General features: G+C 73.6%; 13 protein-coding genes and 2 tRNA genes. 12 read left to right on the top strand and 3 right to left on the bottom strand.

Translation table 11 applies throughout. From position 1 onward, the window contains the following. The first annotated feature begins 531 nt into the window (after positions 1-531). The 9 genes from WA762_RS33305 to WA762_RS33265 all read left to right on the top strand — a co-directional run bounded on the left by WA762_RS33305 (position 532) and on the right by WA762_RS33265 (position 9,673). On the top strand, positions 532-1,368 hold the full coding sequence (locus WA762_RS33305) for a hypothetical protein (protein WP_335941162.1): 837 nt from the start codon (positions 532-534) through the stop codon (positions 1,366-1,368). A gap of 375 nt (positions 1,369-1,743) precedes the next feature. Further along, complete coding sequence (locus WA762_RS33300; RefSeq protein WP_335941160.1) at positions 1,744-2,514, top strand: GntR family transcriptional regulator; 771 nt, start codon at positions 1,744-1,746, stop codon at positions 2,512-2,514. A gap of 223 nt (positions 2,515-2,737) precedes the next feature. Continuing rightward, on the top strand, positions 2,738-3,862 hold the full coding sequence (locus WA762_RS33295; protein ID WP_335941158.1) for a TIGR03364 family FAD-dependent oxidoreductase: 1,125 nt from the start codon (positions 2,738-2,740) through the stop codon (positions 3,860-3,862). 5 nt (positions 3,863-3,867) lie between these two features. Then, positions 3,868-4,605, top strand: a complete 738-nt coding sequence (locus WA762_RS33290; RefSeq protein WP_335941156.1) for a phosphonatase-like hydrolase — start codon at positions 3,868-3,870, stop codon at positions 4,603-4,605. After that, entirely contained in the window at positions 4,602-5,774 is a 1,173-nt protein-coding gene (locus WA762_RS33285) for an ABC transporter ATP-binding protein (protein WP_335941155.1), read from the top strand. The genes WA762_RS33290 and WA762_RS33285 overlap by 4 nt, the downstream gene beginning before the upstream one ends. Beyond that, entirely contained in the window at positions 5,767-6,729 is a 963-nt protein-coding gene (locus WA762_RS33280) for a 2-aminoethylphosphonate ABC transporter permease subunit (RefSeq protein ID WP_335941153.1), read from the top strand. Before WA762_RS33285 ends, WA762_RS33280 begins: the two co-directional genes overlap by 8 nt. Then, positions 6,716-7,513 carry an ABC transporter permease gene (locus tag WA762_RS33275; RefSeq protein ID WP_335941151.1) on the top strand — a complete coding sequence of 266 codons (798 nt, stop codon included), beginning with the start codon at positions 6,716-6,718 and terminating at the stop codon, positions 7,511-7,513. Before WA762_RS33280 ends, WA762_RS33275 begins: the two co-directional genes overlap by 14 nt. A 137-nt stretch (positions 7,514-7,650) precedes the next feature. After that, complete coding sequence (locus WA762_RS33270) at positions 7,651-8,712, top strand: 2-aminoethylphosphonate ABC transporter substrate-binding protein (RefSeq protein WP_335941150.1); 1,062 nt, start codon at positions 7,651-7,653, stop codon at positions 8,710-8,712. Between the two features lie 118 nt (positions 8,713-8,830). After that, positions 8,831-9,673, top strand: coding sequence for an HAD-IIA family hydrolase (locus WA762_RS33265; protein WP_335941149.1), 843 nt, complete (start codon positions 8,831-8,833; stop codon positions 9,671-9,673). 451 nt (positions 9,674-10,124) lie between these two features. Here the strand turns inward: WA762_RS33265 and WA762_RS33260 are convergent. After that, positions 10,125-10,198 (bottom strand) — tRNA-Lys (locus tag WA762_RS33260). A gap of 185 nt (positions 10,199-10,383) precedes the next feature. Here WA762_RS33260 and WA762_RS33255 point away from each other — a divergent pair. The 3 genes from WA762_RS33255 (at position 10,384) to WA762_RS33245 (ending at position 14,766) form a co-directional block, all read left to right on the top strand. After that, positions 10,384-11,871: a peptidoglycan-binding protein gene (locus WA762_RS33255; RefSeq protein ID WP_335941147.1), complete on the top strand. Its 1,488-nt coding sequence runs from the start codon at positions 10,384-10,386 to the stop codon at positions 11,869-11,871. A gap of 244 nt (positions 11,872-12,115) precedes the next feature. Continuing rightward, positions 12,116-14,017 (top strand): SPFH domain-containing protein, encoded by a 1,902-nt coding sequence (locus tag WA762_RS33250; RefSeq protein ID WP_335941145.1) that lies wholly within the window; start codon positions 12,116-12,118, stop codon positions 14,015-14,017. 158 nt (positions 14,018-14,175) lie between these two features. Then, the gene (locus WA762_RS33245; protein WP_335941143.1) at positions 14,176-14,766 is read left to right on the top strand and encodes a lytic polysaccharide monooxygenase auxiliary activity family 9 protein; all 591 of its coding nucleotides are present in this window, start codon (positions 14,176-14,178) and stop codon (positions 14,764-14,766) included. Between the two features lie 73 nt (positions 14,767-14,839). On the opposite strand, the gene WA762_RS33240 is transcribed toward WA762_RS33245, so the two are convergent. Together WA762_RS33240 and WA762_RS33235 are read right to left on the bottom strand one after the other, a co-directional pair. Continuing rightward, positions 14,840-16,375, bottom strand: a complete 1,536-nt coding sequence (locus WA762_RS33240) for an MFS transporter (protein WP_335941141.1) — start codon at positions 16,373-16,375, stop codon at positions 14,840-14,842. 131 nt (positions 16,376-16,506) lie between these two features. Continuing rightward, a tRNA-Lys gene (locus tag WA762_RS33235) sits at positions 16,507-16,580 on the bottom strand. Positions 16,581-16,696 lie beyond the last annotated feature (116 nt).

The following is a 16,696-nucleotide window of genomic DNA, read 5'->3' as shown; positions in this document are numbered from 1 at the left end:
GCGGCGCACCCGGTCACTCCTCCAGGGTCAGGCGCCCGGCCGGGCGAGCGGCGAGCGGCTCCGGGCGTTCGGCGAAGGGCTCCGGGTGCTCGGCGAAGGCTTCGGACGCTCGGCGAAGGCTTCGGGCGCCCGGTGCGCAGAACCGGGCGTTCGGTGAGCAGCGAAGGCGGGCCCCGCATGTCCCAGACACCACCTCACCCGTCCGGTTCTCCGGCAGACGCCCCGGCCGGTTCCGCGGCCGGCCCGTCGGCCCCGTCGGCCCCCTCGGCGGGCTCTCCAACCAGCTCCCCGGCCGACCTTCCGGCCGGTTCCCCGACCGCCCCCGGGACGGATCACCCGGCCGACCTTCCGGCCGACTGCGGGAGGGATTGCCCGGCCGATCCCTCCGCGGGCGCCGCCTCACCGCCGCCCTCGTCCGCGCCCCCGGCCCCGCAGCCGCCCGCCGGTCGGACGCGGCACGGGCTGGCGCTGGGCCTGGTGGCCGCGAGCGTGGTTCCCGCCGTGCTCGGCGGGGCGTCTGGAGCACCCGCGGTGGCCGCTTCCCCGGCCACCACCGCCGCGAAGCCGGAGTCCGCAGCGCCGGACTCCACGACCCCGGACTCCGCGATGCCGGGGGGCGCAATGCCGGAGGCCACCGAGCCGGAGGCCGTCGGGCCGGGTTCCGTGAAGCCCCGTTCCGCCGCCGAGGACGGCCGGCCCGGCTGCGCCGATCCCGGAGAGGGCGCGTCCCCGATCCGCGTCCGTGTCCACGGCGGTTCGGGCACCTACGCGTCGGGCGGCGGCTACGGGAGCTGGTTCCTGGACCTGACCAACACCACGAACCGGACGTGCCGGGCCGTCCACCCGGTGCTGGTGCTCGTCGACGAGGAGCGGAGACTCACCCCGGAACAGATCCAGGTGGTGTTCTCCGAGCCGGACCGCCCCGACATGGAGCACCGGGTCAGCTGGCGGACCGTCGACGGGGACGAACACATCGGCGTCCTCGGTGGCGGGAGCCCGTCCGACGGCGAGGGCGACGGCGCCGGCGAGGACGACGGCACGGCCGTGGGCACCGGCGCCTTCGGGGGGTTCACCGTCCCCGCGGGCCGTACCGTCACCGTCCGGATCAGGATGGCGTTCACCTCGGACACCCGGCCGGGACGGTTCACCGCCGGGGCGGCGATCGCGCGGCGAGCGCCCGCGTCGGACGGCGGGACGGGCACGGTGGGCGGGAGGGACGAGGACGACGAGAGGTGGGGCGCCGCGTCCGGCGGCTACTCCTTCGCCATCGTCGACGACGGCGAGAGCGAGGGCGGAGCCGGGGACGGCCGGGCCGGGCCGGACCGGGGACCCCAGCCACGCCGGCCGTCGCCCCGCCCCGGCGCCTGAGCCGTCGTCCGGCCCGCGCCGGGCCTCTGCTTCGGCCCCGTCCGGCCCGCGCCGGGCCTCTGCTTCGGCCCCGTCCGGCCCGCGCCGGGCCTCTGCTTCGGCCCCGTCCGGCCCGCGCCGGGCCTCTGCTTCGGCCCTCGCCCGGCCCCTGCTCGCCTCTGGTCCTTGCCCGCGTTCGGCCCCCGTCCGGCCCGCGCCCGCCCCGTCCGGCCCGCGCCCGCCCCCGGTCGCCGCCCAGCTCCCGCGCGGCCAGCCCCCGCGCGGCCCCGCCTGGCCCCGGCCCGTCCGGCACCCGCCCGGCGTCCGAGCGTTCGGCCCGCGTCCGAGCCGCCGTTCCGACCACCAGTGTTCATGTCCGTCTGCCACCATCCTGCCGTGGACTACCCGCACGACCAGACACCTGGCGCCCCCATCCGCTCCGGCATCCCGGAGCACGGCCGCATTCCCAAGTACTACGCGGTCAAGGCACGCGTTTCCGTTCTCATAGAGGAACTGGGCGAGGGCGGCATGCTGCCCACCGAGCGCGATCTCGCCGAGCGCTACGAGGTCTCCCGCGAGACCGTGCGCCAGGCGCTGCGCGAACTCCTGCTGGAGGGGCGGCTCGCCCGCCAGGGACGCGGCACCGTCGTCGCGGGCCCCAAGCTGGAGCAGCCGCTCTCGCTGGCCAGCTACACGGAGGGGGTGCGACGCCAGGGCCGTGCGCCCGGACGCCATCTCATCGGGCTGGAACGGTTCCCCTGTCCCGAGCCGCTGGCCGCGGACGTCGGGGTGGAGCGCGGCGAGCCGGTCTGGCACCTGGAACGGGTGCTGCTCGCCGACGACGACCGGGTCGGGCTGGAGAGCACCTATGTCTCCGTCGCCCGGGTGCCCGACCTGGACACCGGGTTCGACCCCGACTCGTCCTTCTACGCCTATCTGCGCGACCGGCTCGGCATCGTCTTCGGGGACGCGGACGAACGGATCGAGACCGTGCTCGCGACACCGCGCGAGGCGCTGCTCATCGGTACGCCGCCCGCGCTGCCGATGCTGCTCATGCACCGGATATCGCGGGACACGGCCGGGGCGCCGCTGGAGCGCGTGCGGACCCTGTTCCGCGGGGACCGGTTCTCCTTCACCACGCATCTCGGCCCCCAGAGCGGCCACTGAACGGGCGCCCGCCGGTCGGACAGGGCCACCGAACGGGCGCGCGGCCGCCGGCCGGAGACGGTCACTGAACGGGCGCGCGCGTCGATCGGGCGCCGGGACTGAACCCCCCGGCACCCGAAGGTCACGAAAACATAACGGGTCTAGGCCAACTTTGGGGCCCAGTTCACCGTCCCGTTGCCGCGCCGATCCTTCCGGGTCACCGGCTCCCAGGAGCGTAGCCGTCGTGAGAGTCATCGTCGTAGGAGCCGGCGTGGTGGGAACCATGCACGCCTGGCACGCAGTGAACCGCGGCCACGAGGTCGTACAGATCGAGCGCGAGAGCGAGGCACGCGGGGCGTCGCTCCGCAATTTCGGACAGATATGGGTCAGCGGCCGGGCCGGCGGCGAGGAGCTGGAGACCGCCCTGCGCGCCCGTGAGCTGTGGGAGGAGGTCGGGGCCCGGGTGCCCGGACTCGGGTTCCGGCCCTGCGGCTCGCTCACCCCGATCCGCAGCGAGCTGGAGATCGCCGTCGCGGAGGCGGCCGTCGCCCGCCCCGACGCGGCGGCCCGCGGCTACAAGCTGCTCACCGCCGACGAGGCCCGGGCGATCAACCCGGCGCTGCGCGGCGACTTCGCCGCCGCCCTGTGGTGCGAGCGGGACGCCGCGGTCGAGCCGCGCACCGCCCAGGTCGCCCTGAAGAACGAGCTGCTGAAGTCCGGGCGGTACACCTTCCTCGGCGGGCGGGAGGTCCGCGAGGTCGTGGGCTCCGCCTCCGTCCGCGACGACCACGGCGACGTCCACACCGGCGACGCCGTGATCCTGGCCACCGGCGCCTGGCTCGGCGGGCTCGTCCGCGAACTCGCCGGCCCCGACCTGCCGGTCCGCCGCGTCCGCCTCCAGATGATGCAGACCGACCCGCTCGGCGAGCCGCTCACCACCTCCGTCGCCGACGCCGACAGCTTCCGCTACTACCCGGCGTACCGGAGCGAGGCGCTGGACGCGCTCAACGCCGGACAGGCGCAGGCGCCCACCGCCGCGGCCCACCGGATGCAGCTGCTGATGGTGCAGCGCCGCGACGGCGGGCTGACCATCGGGGACACCCACGAGTACGAGCACCCCTTCGCCTTCGACACCGTCGAGGAGCCGTACGAGCACCTCACCGGCGTCGTCGAGTCCCTGCTCGGCCGGCCGCTGCCGAGGATCCGCCACCGCTGGGCCGGCGTGTACGCCCAGTGCACCGACACCAGCCGGGTCGTCCACCGCCAGCAGGTGAGCGACGGCGTCTGGCTGGTCACCGGGCCGGGCGGCCGGGGCATGACCTGCTCGCCCGCCATCGCCGAAACGACCGCCGACGAACTGGGCTGGTGAAGAAGATGACCACGCACGACTCCACGCACAACCCCCTCGACCCGGCCGCCGCCCGGGACCGCTTCGGCCTGGTCGTCCTCGACATGGCCGGCACCACCGTCGCGGACGGCGGACTCGTCGAGCTGGCGTTCTCCGCCGCGGCCGAGCGCCTCGGCGTGGAACCCGGCTCCGCCGACCACGCCGAGAAGCTCGACTACGTGCGCGCCACCATGGGCGAGTCCAAGATCTCCGTCTTCCGCCACCTCTTCGGCGACGAGGACCTCGCGCAGCGGGGGAACACCGCCTTCGAGGAGGCGTACGGCGAACTCGTCGACGGCGGCCGCGTCGCGCCCGTCCCCGGCGCCCGCGAGGCCGTCGAACGCCTCCGGGGCGAGGGCCGCACCGTCGTCCTGACCACCGGATTCGCCCGGGTCACCCAGGACGCCATCCTGGACGCGCTCGGCTGGCGGGACCTGGCCGACCTGACCCTGTGCCCCGCCGACGCGGGCGGCCGCGGGCGGCCCTACCCCGACATGGTGCTCGCCGCGTTCCTGCGCACCGGCGCCGTGGACGGCGTGCAGCGGATCGCCGTCACGGGCGACACCTCGTACGACATGCTCAGCGGCGTCCGCGCCGGCGCCGGGATCGTCGCGGGCGTGCTCACCGGCGCCCACGACCGGGCCCAGCTGCTCGGGCACGGGGCCACCGAGGTGCTCGGCTCGGTCGCGGAGCTCCCCGACCTGATCGCGCGGGCCGAGGCATGACCAGCGCGGGCACCGGCACGAAGGGCCGGGGCGCGGCGGCCGCGGGCGGGGAGCGCGGCGACCGCGCCCCCGCCCGGGCGGGCGCACCCGTCCGCAGCGGCATCAGGTTCGACCAGGTCAGCGTCGCGTACGGCGGGAACACCGTCCTCGACCGGCTCGACCTGACCGTCGAACCCGGTGAGGTCATGGCCCTGCTCGGGCCGTCCGGCTCCGGCAAGACCACCGCCCTGCGCGCCGTCGCCGGGTTCGTCCGGCCCGCCTCGGGCCGGGTGTTCATCGGGGACCGCGACGTCACCGCGCTGCCGCCGCACAAGCGCGGCATCGGCATGGTCGTCCAGCAGTACGCCCTCTTCCCGCACATGCGGGTCCGGGACAACGTCGCCTTCGGCCTCAAGGCCCGCAAGGCGGCGAAGGCGGAGATCCCCGAGCGGGTCGCCGAGGCCCTCGCGCTCGTCGGCATGTCCGCCTACGCCGAGCGCTACCCGCGCGAGCTCTCCGGCGGCCAGCAGCAGCGCGTCGCCATCGCCCGCGCGCTCGCGATCCGCCCCGACGTCCTGCTGCTCGACGAACCGCTGTCCGCGCTCGACGCCCAGCTGCGCTCCGGAATGCTCGCCGAACTGGCGCGGCTGCACCGGGAGCTGCCGGACGTGTCGATCCTGTACGTCACCCACGACCAGGTCGAGGCGCTGACCCTGGCCGACCGGATCGCGGTCATGGACAAGGCCCGGCTCCAGGACTGCGGCACCCCGCAGGACCTGTACCGGCGCCCGCGCACCGAGTTCACCGCCTCGTTCGTCGGCAACGCCAACCTGCTGCCGGTGACCGTCGCGGGCGACGCCGACACGGTCGACTTCGCGGGCCGGGCGCTCGGCGTGCCGACCGGCGAAGCGGCCCGCGGCGCCACCGCCACCCTCTGCGTCCGCCCCCACCTGGTCGGGCTCGGGGAAGGGCCCAACGCGCTGCACGGCACCATCACCGAGGTGCAGTGGCGCGGCTCCACCCACCGGCTGTACGTCGACGTCGACGGCCACCGGATCAAGGCGGACCTGCGCGAACTGCGCGAGACCCCGGCCCTCGGCGGCAGGGTCACCCTGCACTTCGCGGCCGAGGACGCGGTGCTGCTGCCCGCGGGAACCGCGGCGCGGAGCGGGGGAGGGGCCCATGTCTAGCGCGGCGACCGCCGGGGTCCGCCCCGGCCCGGCCGGCGACCGCACCGGACCGGCCGACGCCCTCCGCGAGGGCTCCGGCGCCGGACCGCGTACGCCGGCGGACGGCGGCCCGGCCCGCGGCGGGCGCGAGGCGCGGGGCATCCCCCGCTTCGTCTGGGCCCTGCCGCCCGTCGCCGTGCTCGCGCTCGTCTTCCTCTACCCGCTGGCCCTGGTCGTCCAGCAGTCCGTCAGCCCGGACGAGGGCAGCACCTCGCTCGCCCCGTACGCCGACGTGTTCGCCTCCGAGGCGTTCCGTTCCGCGTTGACCACCACCGTCTGGCTGGCGCTGGCCTCGACGGCCGGCTGCCTGCTGCTGGGCTTCGTCCTGGCCATGGTCATCGCCTTCGTGCCGTTCCCCGGCGGCCGGGCGGTGGCCCGGTTCATCGACGTCTTCCTCTCCTTCCCGTCGTTCCTGATCACGCTCGCCCTGCTGTTCATCTACGGCAGCGTCGGCATGGCCAACGGCGTCTGGACGGACGTCACCGGGGCGTCCAGCGGCCCCTTCGACTTCCTCACCACCCCGTGGGGCGTGCTGCTCGCCGAGATCACCTACTTCACCCCGTTCGTCATGCGCCCGCTGCTGGCCGCGTTCTCGCAACTGGACAGCGCGCAGCTGGAGGTGGCGTCCTCGCTGGGCGCGAGGCCGGCCCGGATCGTGCGGCAGGTGATCCTTCCCGAGGCGCTCCCGGCGCTGGCCGCGGGCGGCAGCCTCGTCCTCGTGATGTGCCTCAACGAGTTCGGCATCGTGCTGTTCACCGGCGCGAAGGGGGTCACGACCCTGCCGATGCTCGTCTACGGCAAGGCGATCCTGGAGTCCGACTACCCGGCCGCCTGTGTCGTCGCCGTCGTCAACATCGCGATCTCCGTGGGTCTCTACAGTCTGTATCGGATGGTGAGCCGCCGTGTTGGTGCATAGCCGTACGGGGAAGTGGGCCGCCTGGGCCGTGTTCGTCGTGCTCTTCGTCCCGCTGTTCGCGGTGCCCCTGCTGGTCATCCTCGCCGCGTCGTTCTCCACCAACTGGTCCGGCGCCTTCCCCTCGGGGCCGACCACCGCGCACTACACGGCCGCGACCAGCGGCGACTCGCTCCAGGCGCTGACCACCAGCCTGGTCACCGCCGTCGCCGCCAGCCTGCTCGCGCTCGTCGTCGGGTCGTGGGCGGCGCTGGCCGCCGCCTCGCTGCGGCGGCGCGGGAAGAGGTTCCTGGACGCGCTGTTCATGCTGCCGGTCGCCGTGCCGTCCGTGGTGGTGGGCCTCGCCGTGCTGGTCGCGTTCAGCAAGCCGCCGCTGCTGCTGAACGGGACGCGCTGGATCGTGATCCTGGCGCACACCATTCTTGTCACGGCGTTTGCCTATTCGTCGGTTTCGGCGGCGATAGTACGTCTCGACCCGATGTACGAGCAGGCGGCGGCCAGCCTCGGCGCCCGACCGTCGTACGTCCTGTGGCGCGTCAAGCTGCCGCTCCTCCTGCCGTCCCTCACGGCGGCGGCGGGGCTCTGCTTCGCGCTGTCCATGGGCGAGTTGAGCGCCACGATGATGCTCTACCCGCCGGACTGGACACCGCTCCCGGTGCAGATCTTCGCGGCCACCGACCGCGGTTCGCTCTTCACCGGCGCGGCCGTCGCCGTGGTCCTGATGGGTACGACGCTGCTGGTGCTGCTCGGAGTCTCCCGCATCCGGACCAGGGCCTCGTACCGCTGACGCGCCGGGTGGACGCGTCTCCCCCGTGGACCCGCCCACCCTCTCCGCCGCCGGTCCGACACCCCCGTCGGGCCACCGGCTCCCCCCGTAACGACTCCGGCCGGCCACCGGCCGACCCCCAGGAGATTTCGACAGCCATGCGCAAGAACCACCTCAAGCCGATCGCCGCCGTCACCGGCGCGCTCGCCCTCGCCGCCACCCTCTCCGCCTGCGGCGGTTCCTCCTCCGCGTCCGACGAGAAGGTCGTCACCGTCTACAGCGCGGACGGTCTCAAGGGCGAGAACGGCGACGGCTGGTACGACAAGGTCTTCAAGGACTTCGAGAAGAAGACCGGCATCAAGGTCAAGTACGTGGAGGGCGGTTCCGGCGAGATGGTGCAGCGCGCCGTCCGCGAGAAGTCCAACACCCAGGCCGACGTGCTGGTCACCCTGCCGCCGTTCATCCAGCAGGCCGACAGCAAGGGCCTGCTCGCGGCCTACGCGCCGGCCGGCGCCGACCAGGTCGACGCCGCCGACAAGGCGTCCGACGAGAAGTGGACCTCGGTCGTCAACAACTACTTCGGCTTCATCTACAACAAGAAGGAGCTGACGTCGGCGCCCACCACCTGGGAGCAGCTGCTCGACGGAAAGTTCAAGAACAAGATCCAGTACTCCACCCCCGGGGTCGCCGGCGACGGCACGGCCGTGCTGATCAAGGCCATGCACGACTTCGGCGGCAAGGACCAGGCCATGGAGTACCTGAAGAAGCTCCAGGCCAACAACGTCGGCCCGTCCGCCTCCACCGGCAAGCTCGCGCCCAAGGTCGACAAGGGCGAACTCCTCGCCGCCAACGGCGACGTCCAGATGAACTTCGCCCAGGCCAAGGACATGCCGAACCTCGGCATCTGGTTCCCCGCGAAGGACGGCGGCAAGCCCACCACCTTCGCCCTGCCGTACGCGGCCGGCCTGGTCGACAAGGCCCCGCACAGCGCCAACGGCAAGAAGCTGCTCGACTTCATGCTCTCCGAGCAGGCCCAGAAGGACGTCAGCGCGGTCGGCGGCGGCTTCGCGGCCCGCAAGGACGTGAAGGCCACCGACGCCAACGCCGCCGCCCTCGGCAAGCTGATGGAGGGCGTGGAGGTCTTCCAGCCCGACTGGTCCGACATCGGCGCCAACCTGGACACGTACGTCGGCGCCTGGAAGTCGGCCACCGGCAGCTGACACCCTCCACCGCTCGGCCGACGAGACGAACGAACGCTCTAAACTCGGGGGCGTCGGCGCTGCACGACGCGGTGCCGCCGGCGTCCCCGCACACGGCGTACGGCAGGAGTCCCCACACATGGCAGAGCGCAAGCCGATCTCATCCTGGCTCACCGACATGGACGGAGTCCTGATCCACGAGGGGACGCCGATCCCGGGAGCGGATGCCTTCATCAAGCGGCTGCGGGACTCGGGAATGCCGTTCCTGGTCCTCACCAACAACTCGATCTACACCGCCCGTGACCTGCACGCCCGTCTCGACCGCATGGGTCTCGACGTGCCCGTGGAGAACATCTGGACCTCCGCGCTGGCCACCGCCAAGTTCCTGGACGACCAGCGGCCGGGCGGCACCGCGTACGTCATCGGGGAGGCCGGGCTCACCACCGCCCTGCACGACATCGGGTACGTCCTGACCGACCACGACCCGGACTACGTGGTCCTCGGCGAGACCCGCACCTACAGCTTCGAGGCGCTCACCAAGGCGATCCGGCTGATCAACGGCGGCGCCCGCTTCATCTGCACCAACCCCGACGAGACCGGGCCGTCCGCCGAGGGCCCGCTGCCCGCGACCGGGTCCGTCGCCGCCCTGATCACCAAGGCCACCGGCAAGGAGCCGTACTTCGCGGGCAAGCCCAACCCGCTGATGATGCGCACCGGGCTGAACGCGATCGGCGCCCACTCCGAGTCCAGCGCCATGATCGGCGACCGGATGGACACCGACGTGCTGGCCGGACTGGAGGCGGGGATGCAGACCTTCCTGGTCCTCACCGGTCTCACGGCGGTCGCGGACATCGACAAGTACCCCTTCCGGCCGTCCACGGTCGTCGACTCCATCGCGGACCTGGTCGACCTCGTCGACTCCGCGAAGCCCGTCGAGGCGGCCGGGCCCGCGGCTTCGGACGGGCCGGGCGGCGAGGGCTGAGAACGGCCCCGCGTCCGGAGCGGGTCCGGCGCCCCGGGCGGCTCGGCCCGTCCGGGGCGGCCGTGTCCGGGCCGCCCCCCGAAGCGTCGGCGACATCCGTCAACCACCCGTCGAGCGAAGAGAACTGATCCTCGATCAGCCGCCAGCGGGCGGGTGCGTGACGCGTGAATCCCGTTCGCGGAACAGGCGAACGGGAGGGGGCGCGCGGAGGCATCCGCGCAGTCGGCCGGGCACACAGGGTTTCCGTGCCGTCACCCTGGGTCAGCCTTCTGGTGTGCCGTGGCCGCGCGTCCTTCGTCGTACGTCGCTGTGCGCGGGCTGTGAGCTGCCTGTGTTTCGCCCGCACTTCCCGCGGTCCCGCTCGCGCCTTCCGTGAAGGGCGCGGCCTGATCCCTCTGTTCGGACATGAGCAAAGCCCCCTCACGCTCGGTGAGGGGGCTTTGGCTCCGTGTGCGCCGCCAGGGACTCGAACCCCGGACCCGCTGATTAAGAGTCAGCTGCTCTAACCAACTGAGCTAGCGGCGCCTGCTGACCTGGATAACTCTACCCGAAGGAGAAGGGTGCTCCTGACCATTTCCTACCCCGGCACGGCCTGTCGTATGGTCGTTTTTTCTTGTCTGTCCGTCAAAATGCGATAAGTCATAAGGGTTGAGACACTGACGGCCGTGCAGATGCGCCCAAAGATCTTGACGAACGCGGAGGGGAATCGCATGACTGTGCCGGCTTTCGAGGACTACGTGCCCGCCGTCGACTGCGCCTGTGCGGGATGCGCCGCGCAACGGCGGGCCGCCGGGGCCCTGCCCGTACGGGACGGGGGGCACCCGGCGGCCCACGGCGCGCGCCGGGTGCTGGTGCTGGCCACCGCCGCCGGCGTGGTGCTGAGCACCGGGGTGGCCGAGGCGGCGAAGATGCCGGGCGAGCGGACGACCGGGCCGAGCGGAGCGGCCGGATCCGCCCGTCCGGACGAGGCGACGGCTTCCGGGTCCGAGCCCGGCCCGACGGCGGAGACCTCTCCGCTCACGGTGGACTCGCTCGGGCTGGCCCCGGACCCCGAGGCCCTGGCGCCGGACCCGGCGGACGGGACCGAGGGGGACGACCCGGGCGCCTGGGCCGGGGCGGAGCCGGACACGCCGCAGGGTCTGCCGGGCCCGGTGCGCGGCACCGGCTCCGCCGGCCCGCTGTCGTCCACGAACGTCTCGCTCACGGTGCGCAAGACCACCCGCGCCGCGATCATCAACCGGGCGAAGAAGTGGGTCTCCGCGCAGGTCCCGTACAGCATGTCCAAGTACTGGTCCGACGGTTATCGGCAGGACTGCTCCGGCTTCGTCTCGATGGCCTGGAACCTGCCGGGCAACGAGTGGACCGGCAGCCTCGCCCGCTACGGCACCAGGATCTCGCGGTCGGAGCTGCAGCCCGGCGACATCCTGCTCTTCCACAACCCGTCGGACCCCAACAAGGGCTCGCACGTCACGATCTTCGGCGGCTGGACCGACCACACGCACACCCACTACACGGCGTACGAGCAGACGAGGCCGCACACCCGCAAGCAGACGACGCCCATGGCGTACTGGAGCAACTCCGGCTCGTACGTCGCCTACCGCTACAAGGGGCTCGACGGCGGAAGCGGCGGGGACGACGGCGGCTCCTCGACCTCGTTCCCGGGCGCCGGCAAGTTCGGCCCCGGCGCCGCCAACAAGTACGTCACCGAACTCGGGCGGCTGCTCGTGGAGCGGGGCGGCGAGCGCTTCTACTCGGTCGGTCCGGGCCCGGTCTGGGGCGACGCGGACCGGCGCGCCACCCAGGCGTTCCAGAAGGCCCAGGGCTGGAAGGGCAGCGAGGCGGACGGCCTCCCCGGCCCCCACACCTGGCGGCTGCTGGCCGGCGGCTCGGGCCGCGACATCCCCGGTTCCGGGGGTTCGGGCGGCTCCGGCGGCTCCGGCGCGAGCGGGCCGAACGCGGACGCGGCCTTCCCGGGGCGGAGTTATTTCCGGCCCGGCCAGTCCAACAGCCATGTCGAGCGGCTCGGCAGGCAGTTGGTGAAGAAGGGCTACGGCAAGTACTACCAGTCGGGCCCCGGGCCCCGGTGGAGCGAGGCGGACCGGCGCAATGTCGAAGCCTTCCAGCGGGCCCAGGGCTGGCGGGGAGCGGAGGCCGACGGCTACCCAGGGCCGGAGACCTGGCGACGGCTCTTCGGGTGAGAGAACGAACATGACGGAGGCGGGAATGGGATCCACGTCGGGCTGCTCGGCAGTGCCGGGGGGCGGGGGAGAGGGACAAGGGGCGCGGGCGCCGCTGCCCAGGCGGAACCGGGCCCCGGGCCGGCGGCACGAGGGCGCGGCGGATCGGGGCGGGGCCCCCACGCCGGTCGCGGCAGACGGCGGCGAGCACCGGGACGCCGGGGGCGGCGCGTCCGCGCCGGAGACCTCCGGCGGACGGGCCGGCGTGCGCGCGGAGCCCGTCCCCGGGCCGTACGGCGGTTCCGGGGACGGGTCGGCGCACGGCCCCGGCCGCGGGCCGGACGCCGTGGTCGACCTGGTGCTGGATCTGGTCCCGGGCGAGGAGGCGGGCGGGCCGTCCCTGGGCTCGGCCGCGGCCTCGGTGTCGGTACCGGCCGTGAGCGCGACGTCCGCGCGGACCACGGCCTCGGGCGGCATGTCCGCCGAGGGCCGGGGGTCCGCTCTCGACGGCGTGCCCGCCGGGGGCCGGGGGGCCTCGGCGGACGGCGTTCCCGGGGCCGATCCGGCGGTCTCGGGCGGCCCGCTCGCCGCGCACCGGGGGTTCGTGCGCGACGAACGCACCGCCGAGGGACCGGGGCCGCTGTCCGGCGGCGAGCCCGCCCCGGGTCCGGGGGCGGCCGCCCAGGTCGCCCCCGCCCAGGCCGCATCGGCCGCGGCTGCGGACGCCGCCGTCACGGCGCCGGCGCCCGCCCCGGACCTCGTCGCGGCGCCGGCCCCGGCGGCCGCGGTCTCCGCGTCGGCCCCGGCGGCCGCCGTCGCGGCGTCCGCCCCGGTCGGTTCGCGCGCGGCGGCCGTGTCCGCGCCAGCGGCTCCGTCCGCCCCGTCCGCCCCATTCGCCGCGGCCGTCCCGCGCGCGGCCGCGGCCCCGGCCCCGGCCGGGCCGCGGGGCCGGTCCGCCGCCGACTCCCCGGCGCCGTCCCGTCATCGGTCCGCCGCCGGCCGTGCCGCCGAAGGGGCCGAGCGGGCCGTCGGGTCGCCGGGCGCCGGGCGGCGGCAGATGGTCATCGGCCGCGAGGGGCCCGCGACCGTGCCCGTCCATCTGCTCTTCCGCGACGACCTCGAACGCGCCGACGGGCCCGGGTTCCCCGACGCCGGGGCGCGGCGGGGGCCGGGCATCGGGGGCGCCGCGCCCGGGACGCGCGGGCGTCCGCCCGCGCCCCGGCCGGCGCAGGTGCGCCCGCCGACCCGGCCGGCCCCCGACGGCGACCCGGAACTCACCGAGCGTTCCGGGCCCGCGCTGCCCGGCTGGCTGGCCCTGTTCGTCGGGCTCGCCGGAATCGCGGGCATCGTCGCCGTCCTCTGGTGGGCCGGGGCGCTGCCCGTCGCCGCGCTCGACCGGCTCGGCGTCGCCGCGCGGCCGTACCACGGAATCGGCCTCGCCGTCTGGGCGTCGCTCACCGGGCTGGGGACGCTGGTGCTCCTCGCGCTCGGCGGACTGAGCCGTGGCCGGGTCGGCTGCGCCTGGGTGCTGACGCTCTTCGGGAAGTACCGGGGGAGCGTGCGGCGGACCGGGCTGATGTGGATCAGCCCGCTGCTGCTGCGCCGCCGCGTCGACGTACGGTTGCGGCACTGGCGCAGCGAACCGCTGCCCGCCGTGGACGCCGACGGCACCGCCCTGCGGGTCGTCGTCCTCGTGGTGTGGCGGGTCAAGGACACCGCGCGGGCGGTGCTCGGCATCGCGGACCACGAGACGTATCTGCGCGAACAGGTCGAGGCGGCGATGGCCCGGGTCCTCTCGCAGCTCCCGGCCGACGCCTTCCACGAGGACGCGCCCACCTTGCGCGACGCGGAGACCGTGGGGGACGCGCTGACCCGGATGCTGAAGGCGGACTGCGCGCCCGTCGGCATCGAGGTGTACTCGGCGCAGCCCACCGGCATCGAGTACGCGCCGGAGATCGCCGCCGCCATGCAGCGCCGCCGGATCGCCGCCATCGATGCCAAGCACCGCGACAGTGTCCTGACTTCGGTGGTCGACGCGGTGGACGACACGGTCAACCGGTTGACCCAGCGGGGCATCGTGGACCTCGACGACTATGAACGGAAGCTGCTGGTCAAGGACTTGACGGTGGCGTTCTACACCGGACGCAGTGGAGGGGAGGGGGTCTGAGGAGGCCCGGGGGCCGCCCGCGCGGCGAAGCGGAATCGCACTCCCATTGGTCTGGACATGTTCATTTCTCGTCAATAATCTAAGACTTGGTCTAGACCGCAGTACGCGCGCAGGCAGGGCTCATGGAACCTCCCCCACGTTCTTGAGGAGCGACAGCAATGCGTAAGAGGGCAAGTGCGGCCGTAGTCGGCCTGGCGATCGCGGGCGTCTCGATGTTCGCGACGAGCAGCGCCAGCAGCCACGGCTACACCGACAACCCGATCAGCCGTCAGAAGCTGTGTGCCAACGGTACCGTGACCGGTTGCGGCAACATCCAGTGGGAACCGCAGAGCGTCGAGGGCCCGAAGGGCTTCCCGGCGGCGGGGCCGGCCGACGGCCGGATCTGCTCCGGCGGTCACTCCGAGTTCGCGCAGCTCGACGACCCGCGCGGCGGCAACTGGCCCGCCACCAACGTGACGGCAGGTCAGGGCTTCAGCTTCCGCTGGCAGTTCACCGCGCGCCATGCCACCACGGACTTCCGTTACTACATCACCAAGAACGGCTGGGACCCCACCAAGCCGCTCACCAGGGCCGACCTGGAGCCGCAGCCCTTCATGACCGTGCCCTACGGCGGCAAGCAGCCCCCGGCGACCCTGACCCAGCAGGGCACCATCCCCACCCAGAAGACCGGGAAGCACATCATCCTGAGCGTCTGGAACATCGCCGACACGGGCAACGCCTTCTACGCCTGCTCCGACGTGAAGTTCTGACGCACCCCATCCCCATCGGGTCGGCCCCGGGACCCGTCGGCGTTCCGGGGCCCGGCGCCGGTGAATTCCTCGGTCACGGGACGAGCTGCGGGCCGGGGGCCGGCTCGTCGGCCCCCTCCGCCGCGGGCGCGGACCCGCGCCGCAGCAGCGCCGCGGCCAGCACCGCCCCCGCCAGCAGCAGCGCCGCACCCGCCGCCGAGGCGTAGTGCATGCTGTGCACGAAGGCGTCCCGCCCGGCGGCGATCAGGGACCCGTCCCCGGTGGCCACCGCGCCCGCCAGCGTCTTGCGGGCGCCCTCCGGCGCCGAGCCCGGCATGTCCGCGGCGTAGACCGCCGTGGCCAGCGCGCCCAGCAGCGCCATCCCCATCGCGCCGCCGAACTCCTGCCCGGTCTCCAGCAGCGAGGCCGCCGAACTCGCCTTGTGCGGCGGGGCGGTGGACAGCGCCAGATCGGAGACGAGGGCCATCACGGTGACGATGCCGCAGCTCAGGACCGCGCATCCGGCGAGCAGCAGCCACAGCGAGTCCGTCCCGGTCAGGGTCAGCGCGGCGAAGCCGACGGCGGCGATCACGAAGCCCGCGCAGATGACGGGGGCGCGGTCCGTGCGCTGGGCGATCGCCGTGGCCGTCGGGGCGGCGGCGCCCACCGCGAGCGACGGCGCCAGGCTCCACAGCGCGGCCTCCATCGTGCCCATGCCGAGCACCGACTGCAGATACTGCGTGGTGAAGAACGCGGAGCCCATCATGGCGAAGGCGGCCAGCGCGTTCAGCCCGATCCCGGCCGCGAAGCCGCGGCCCCGGAACAGCTCCCGGCTGATCATCGCGTCACCGCGGACGCGCTGGCGGTGAACGAAGAGCAGGCCGACGAGGAGCCCGGCCGCGATGATCAGCCCGCGCGTCGCGTCGAGTCCGTGGGCCGCGCTCTCCTTGACCCCGTAGACCACCGGCAGCACGGCCCCCATCGACAGCGGCACGCTCAGGAAGTCGAACCGGCCGGGGGCCGGGTCCTTGAACTCCGGGACCAGGACCGGCACCAGGATCAGCAGCAGCAGCATCGCCGGCACATTGATCAGGAAGACCGAGCCCCACCAGAAGTGCTCCAGCATGACCCCGCTGAGCACCGAGCCGAGCGCGACCCCGCCGGCCATGGCGCCCGACCAGATGCCGACGGCCCGGCCGCGCTGCCGGTCGTCGCGGAACATGTTCCGCACCAGCCCCATCGTCGACGGCATCAGCGCCGAACCGCCGACCCCGAGCAGGGCCCGGGACGCGATCAGCATCGCCGGACTGGTGGCGTACGCGGCGGTCACCGACGCGGCGCTGAACGCGAACGCGCCGACGAGCAGCAGCCTGCGGCGCCCGATCCGGTCGCCGAGCGAACCCATCGTGATCAGCAGACCGGCCAGGGCGAAGGCGTACACATCGAAGATCCAGAGCTGCTGGGTGGCGCTGGGGGCGAGGTCCCGGTCGATGGACGGGATCGCGAAGAAGAGGACGGAGACGTCCATCGAGACGAGGAGAAGGGGCAGCAGGAGGACCACGAAGGCGGTCCACTCCTTGCGGTCGGCGAGCGGTGCGCGCTCGGCGGTGGTGCGCGTGGCGTTCGTCATGCCAGAGAATGTACGGGCGTTTAAAACGAGTGTCTAGTACGAGTGTGTAAAACGTTCGTACATCGCGGCGGGCAGCAAAAAACGCACTGGGCGGTCCACGTGTGTACGTGAACCGCCCAGTGCGTTGTCTGTGCGCCGCCAGGGACTCGAACCCCGGACCCGCTGATTAAGAGTCAGCTGCTCTAACCAACTGAGCTAGCGGCGCTTGCTGACAGGAAAATCATACCTGCTCCCGAGGGGTGCTGATGACGCCCCGGCGAACCGGTGGAAAACGGGACGAATCATCCCGGCCGAGGGGTCGTGAGGGCTCGACGGGCCCGA

The organism is Streptomyces tyrfis (assembly GCF_037034285.1).
GTDB lineage: Bacteria > Actinomycetota > Actinomycetes > Streptomycetales > Streptomycetaceae > Streptomyces.
Note: the sequence above shows the minus strand (reverse complement) of the source record. Positions and strands in the feature narration are given on the sequence as shown.

Bases quoted from the DNA above. Each gene is read 5' to 3' on its own strand.
- WA762_RS33290 (WP_335941156.1), top strand. From the start codon at position 3,868: ATGACCACGCACGACTCCACGCACAACCCCCTCGACCCGGCCGCCGCC.
- WA762_RS33285 (WP_335941155.1), top strand. From the start codon at position 4,602: ATGACCAGCGCGGGCACCGGCACGAAGGGCCGGGGCGCGGCGGCCGCG.
- WA762_RS33280 (WP_335941153.1), top strand. From the start codon at position 5,767: ATGTCTAGCGCGGCGACCGCCGGGGTCCGCCCCGGCCCGGCCGGCGAC.
- WA762_RS33270 (WP_335941150.1), top strand. From the start codon at position 7,651: ATGCGCAAGAACCACCTCAAGCCGATCGCCGCCGTCACCGGCGCGCTC.
- WA762_RS33265 (WP_335941149.1), top strand. From the start codon at position 8,831: ATGGCAGAGCGCAAGCCGATCTCATCCTGGCTCACCGACATGGACGGA.
- WA762_RS33255 (WP_335941147.1), top strand. From the start codon at position 10,384: ATGACTGTGCCGGCTTTCGAGGACTACGTGCCCGCCGTCGACTGCGCC.
- WA762_RS33245 (WP_335941143.1), top strand. From the start codon at position 14,176: ATGCGTAAGAGGGCAAGTGCGGCCGTAGTCGGCCTGGCGATCGCGGGC.
- WA762_RS33240 (WP_335941141.1), bottom strand. From the start codon at position 16,375: ATGACGAACGCCACGCGCACCACCGCCGAGCGCGCACCGCTCGCCGAC.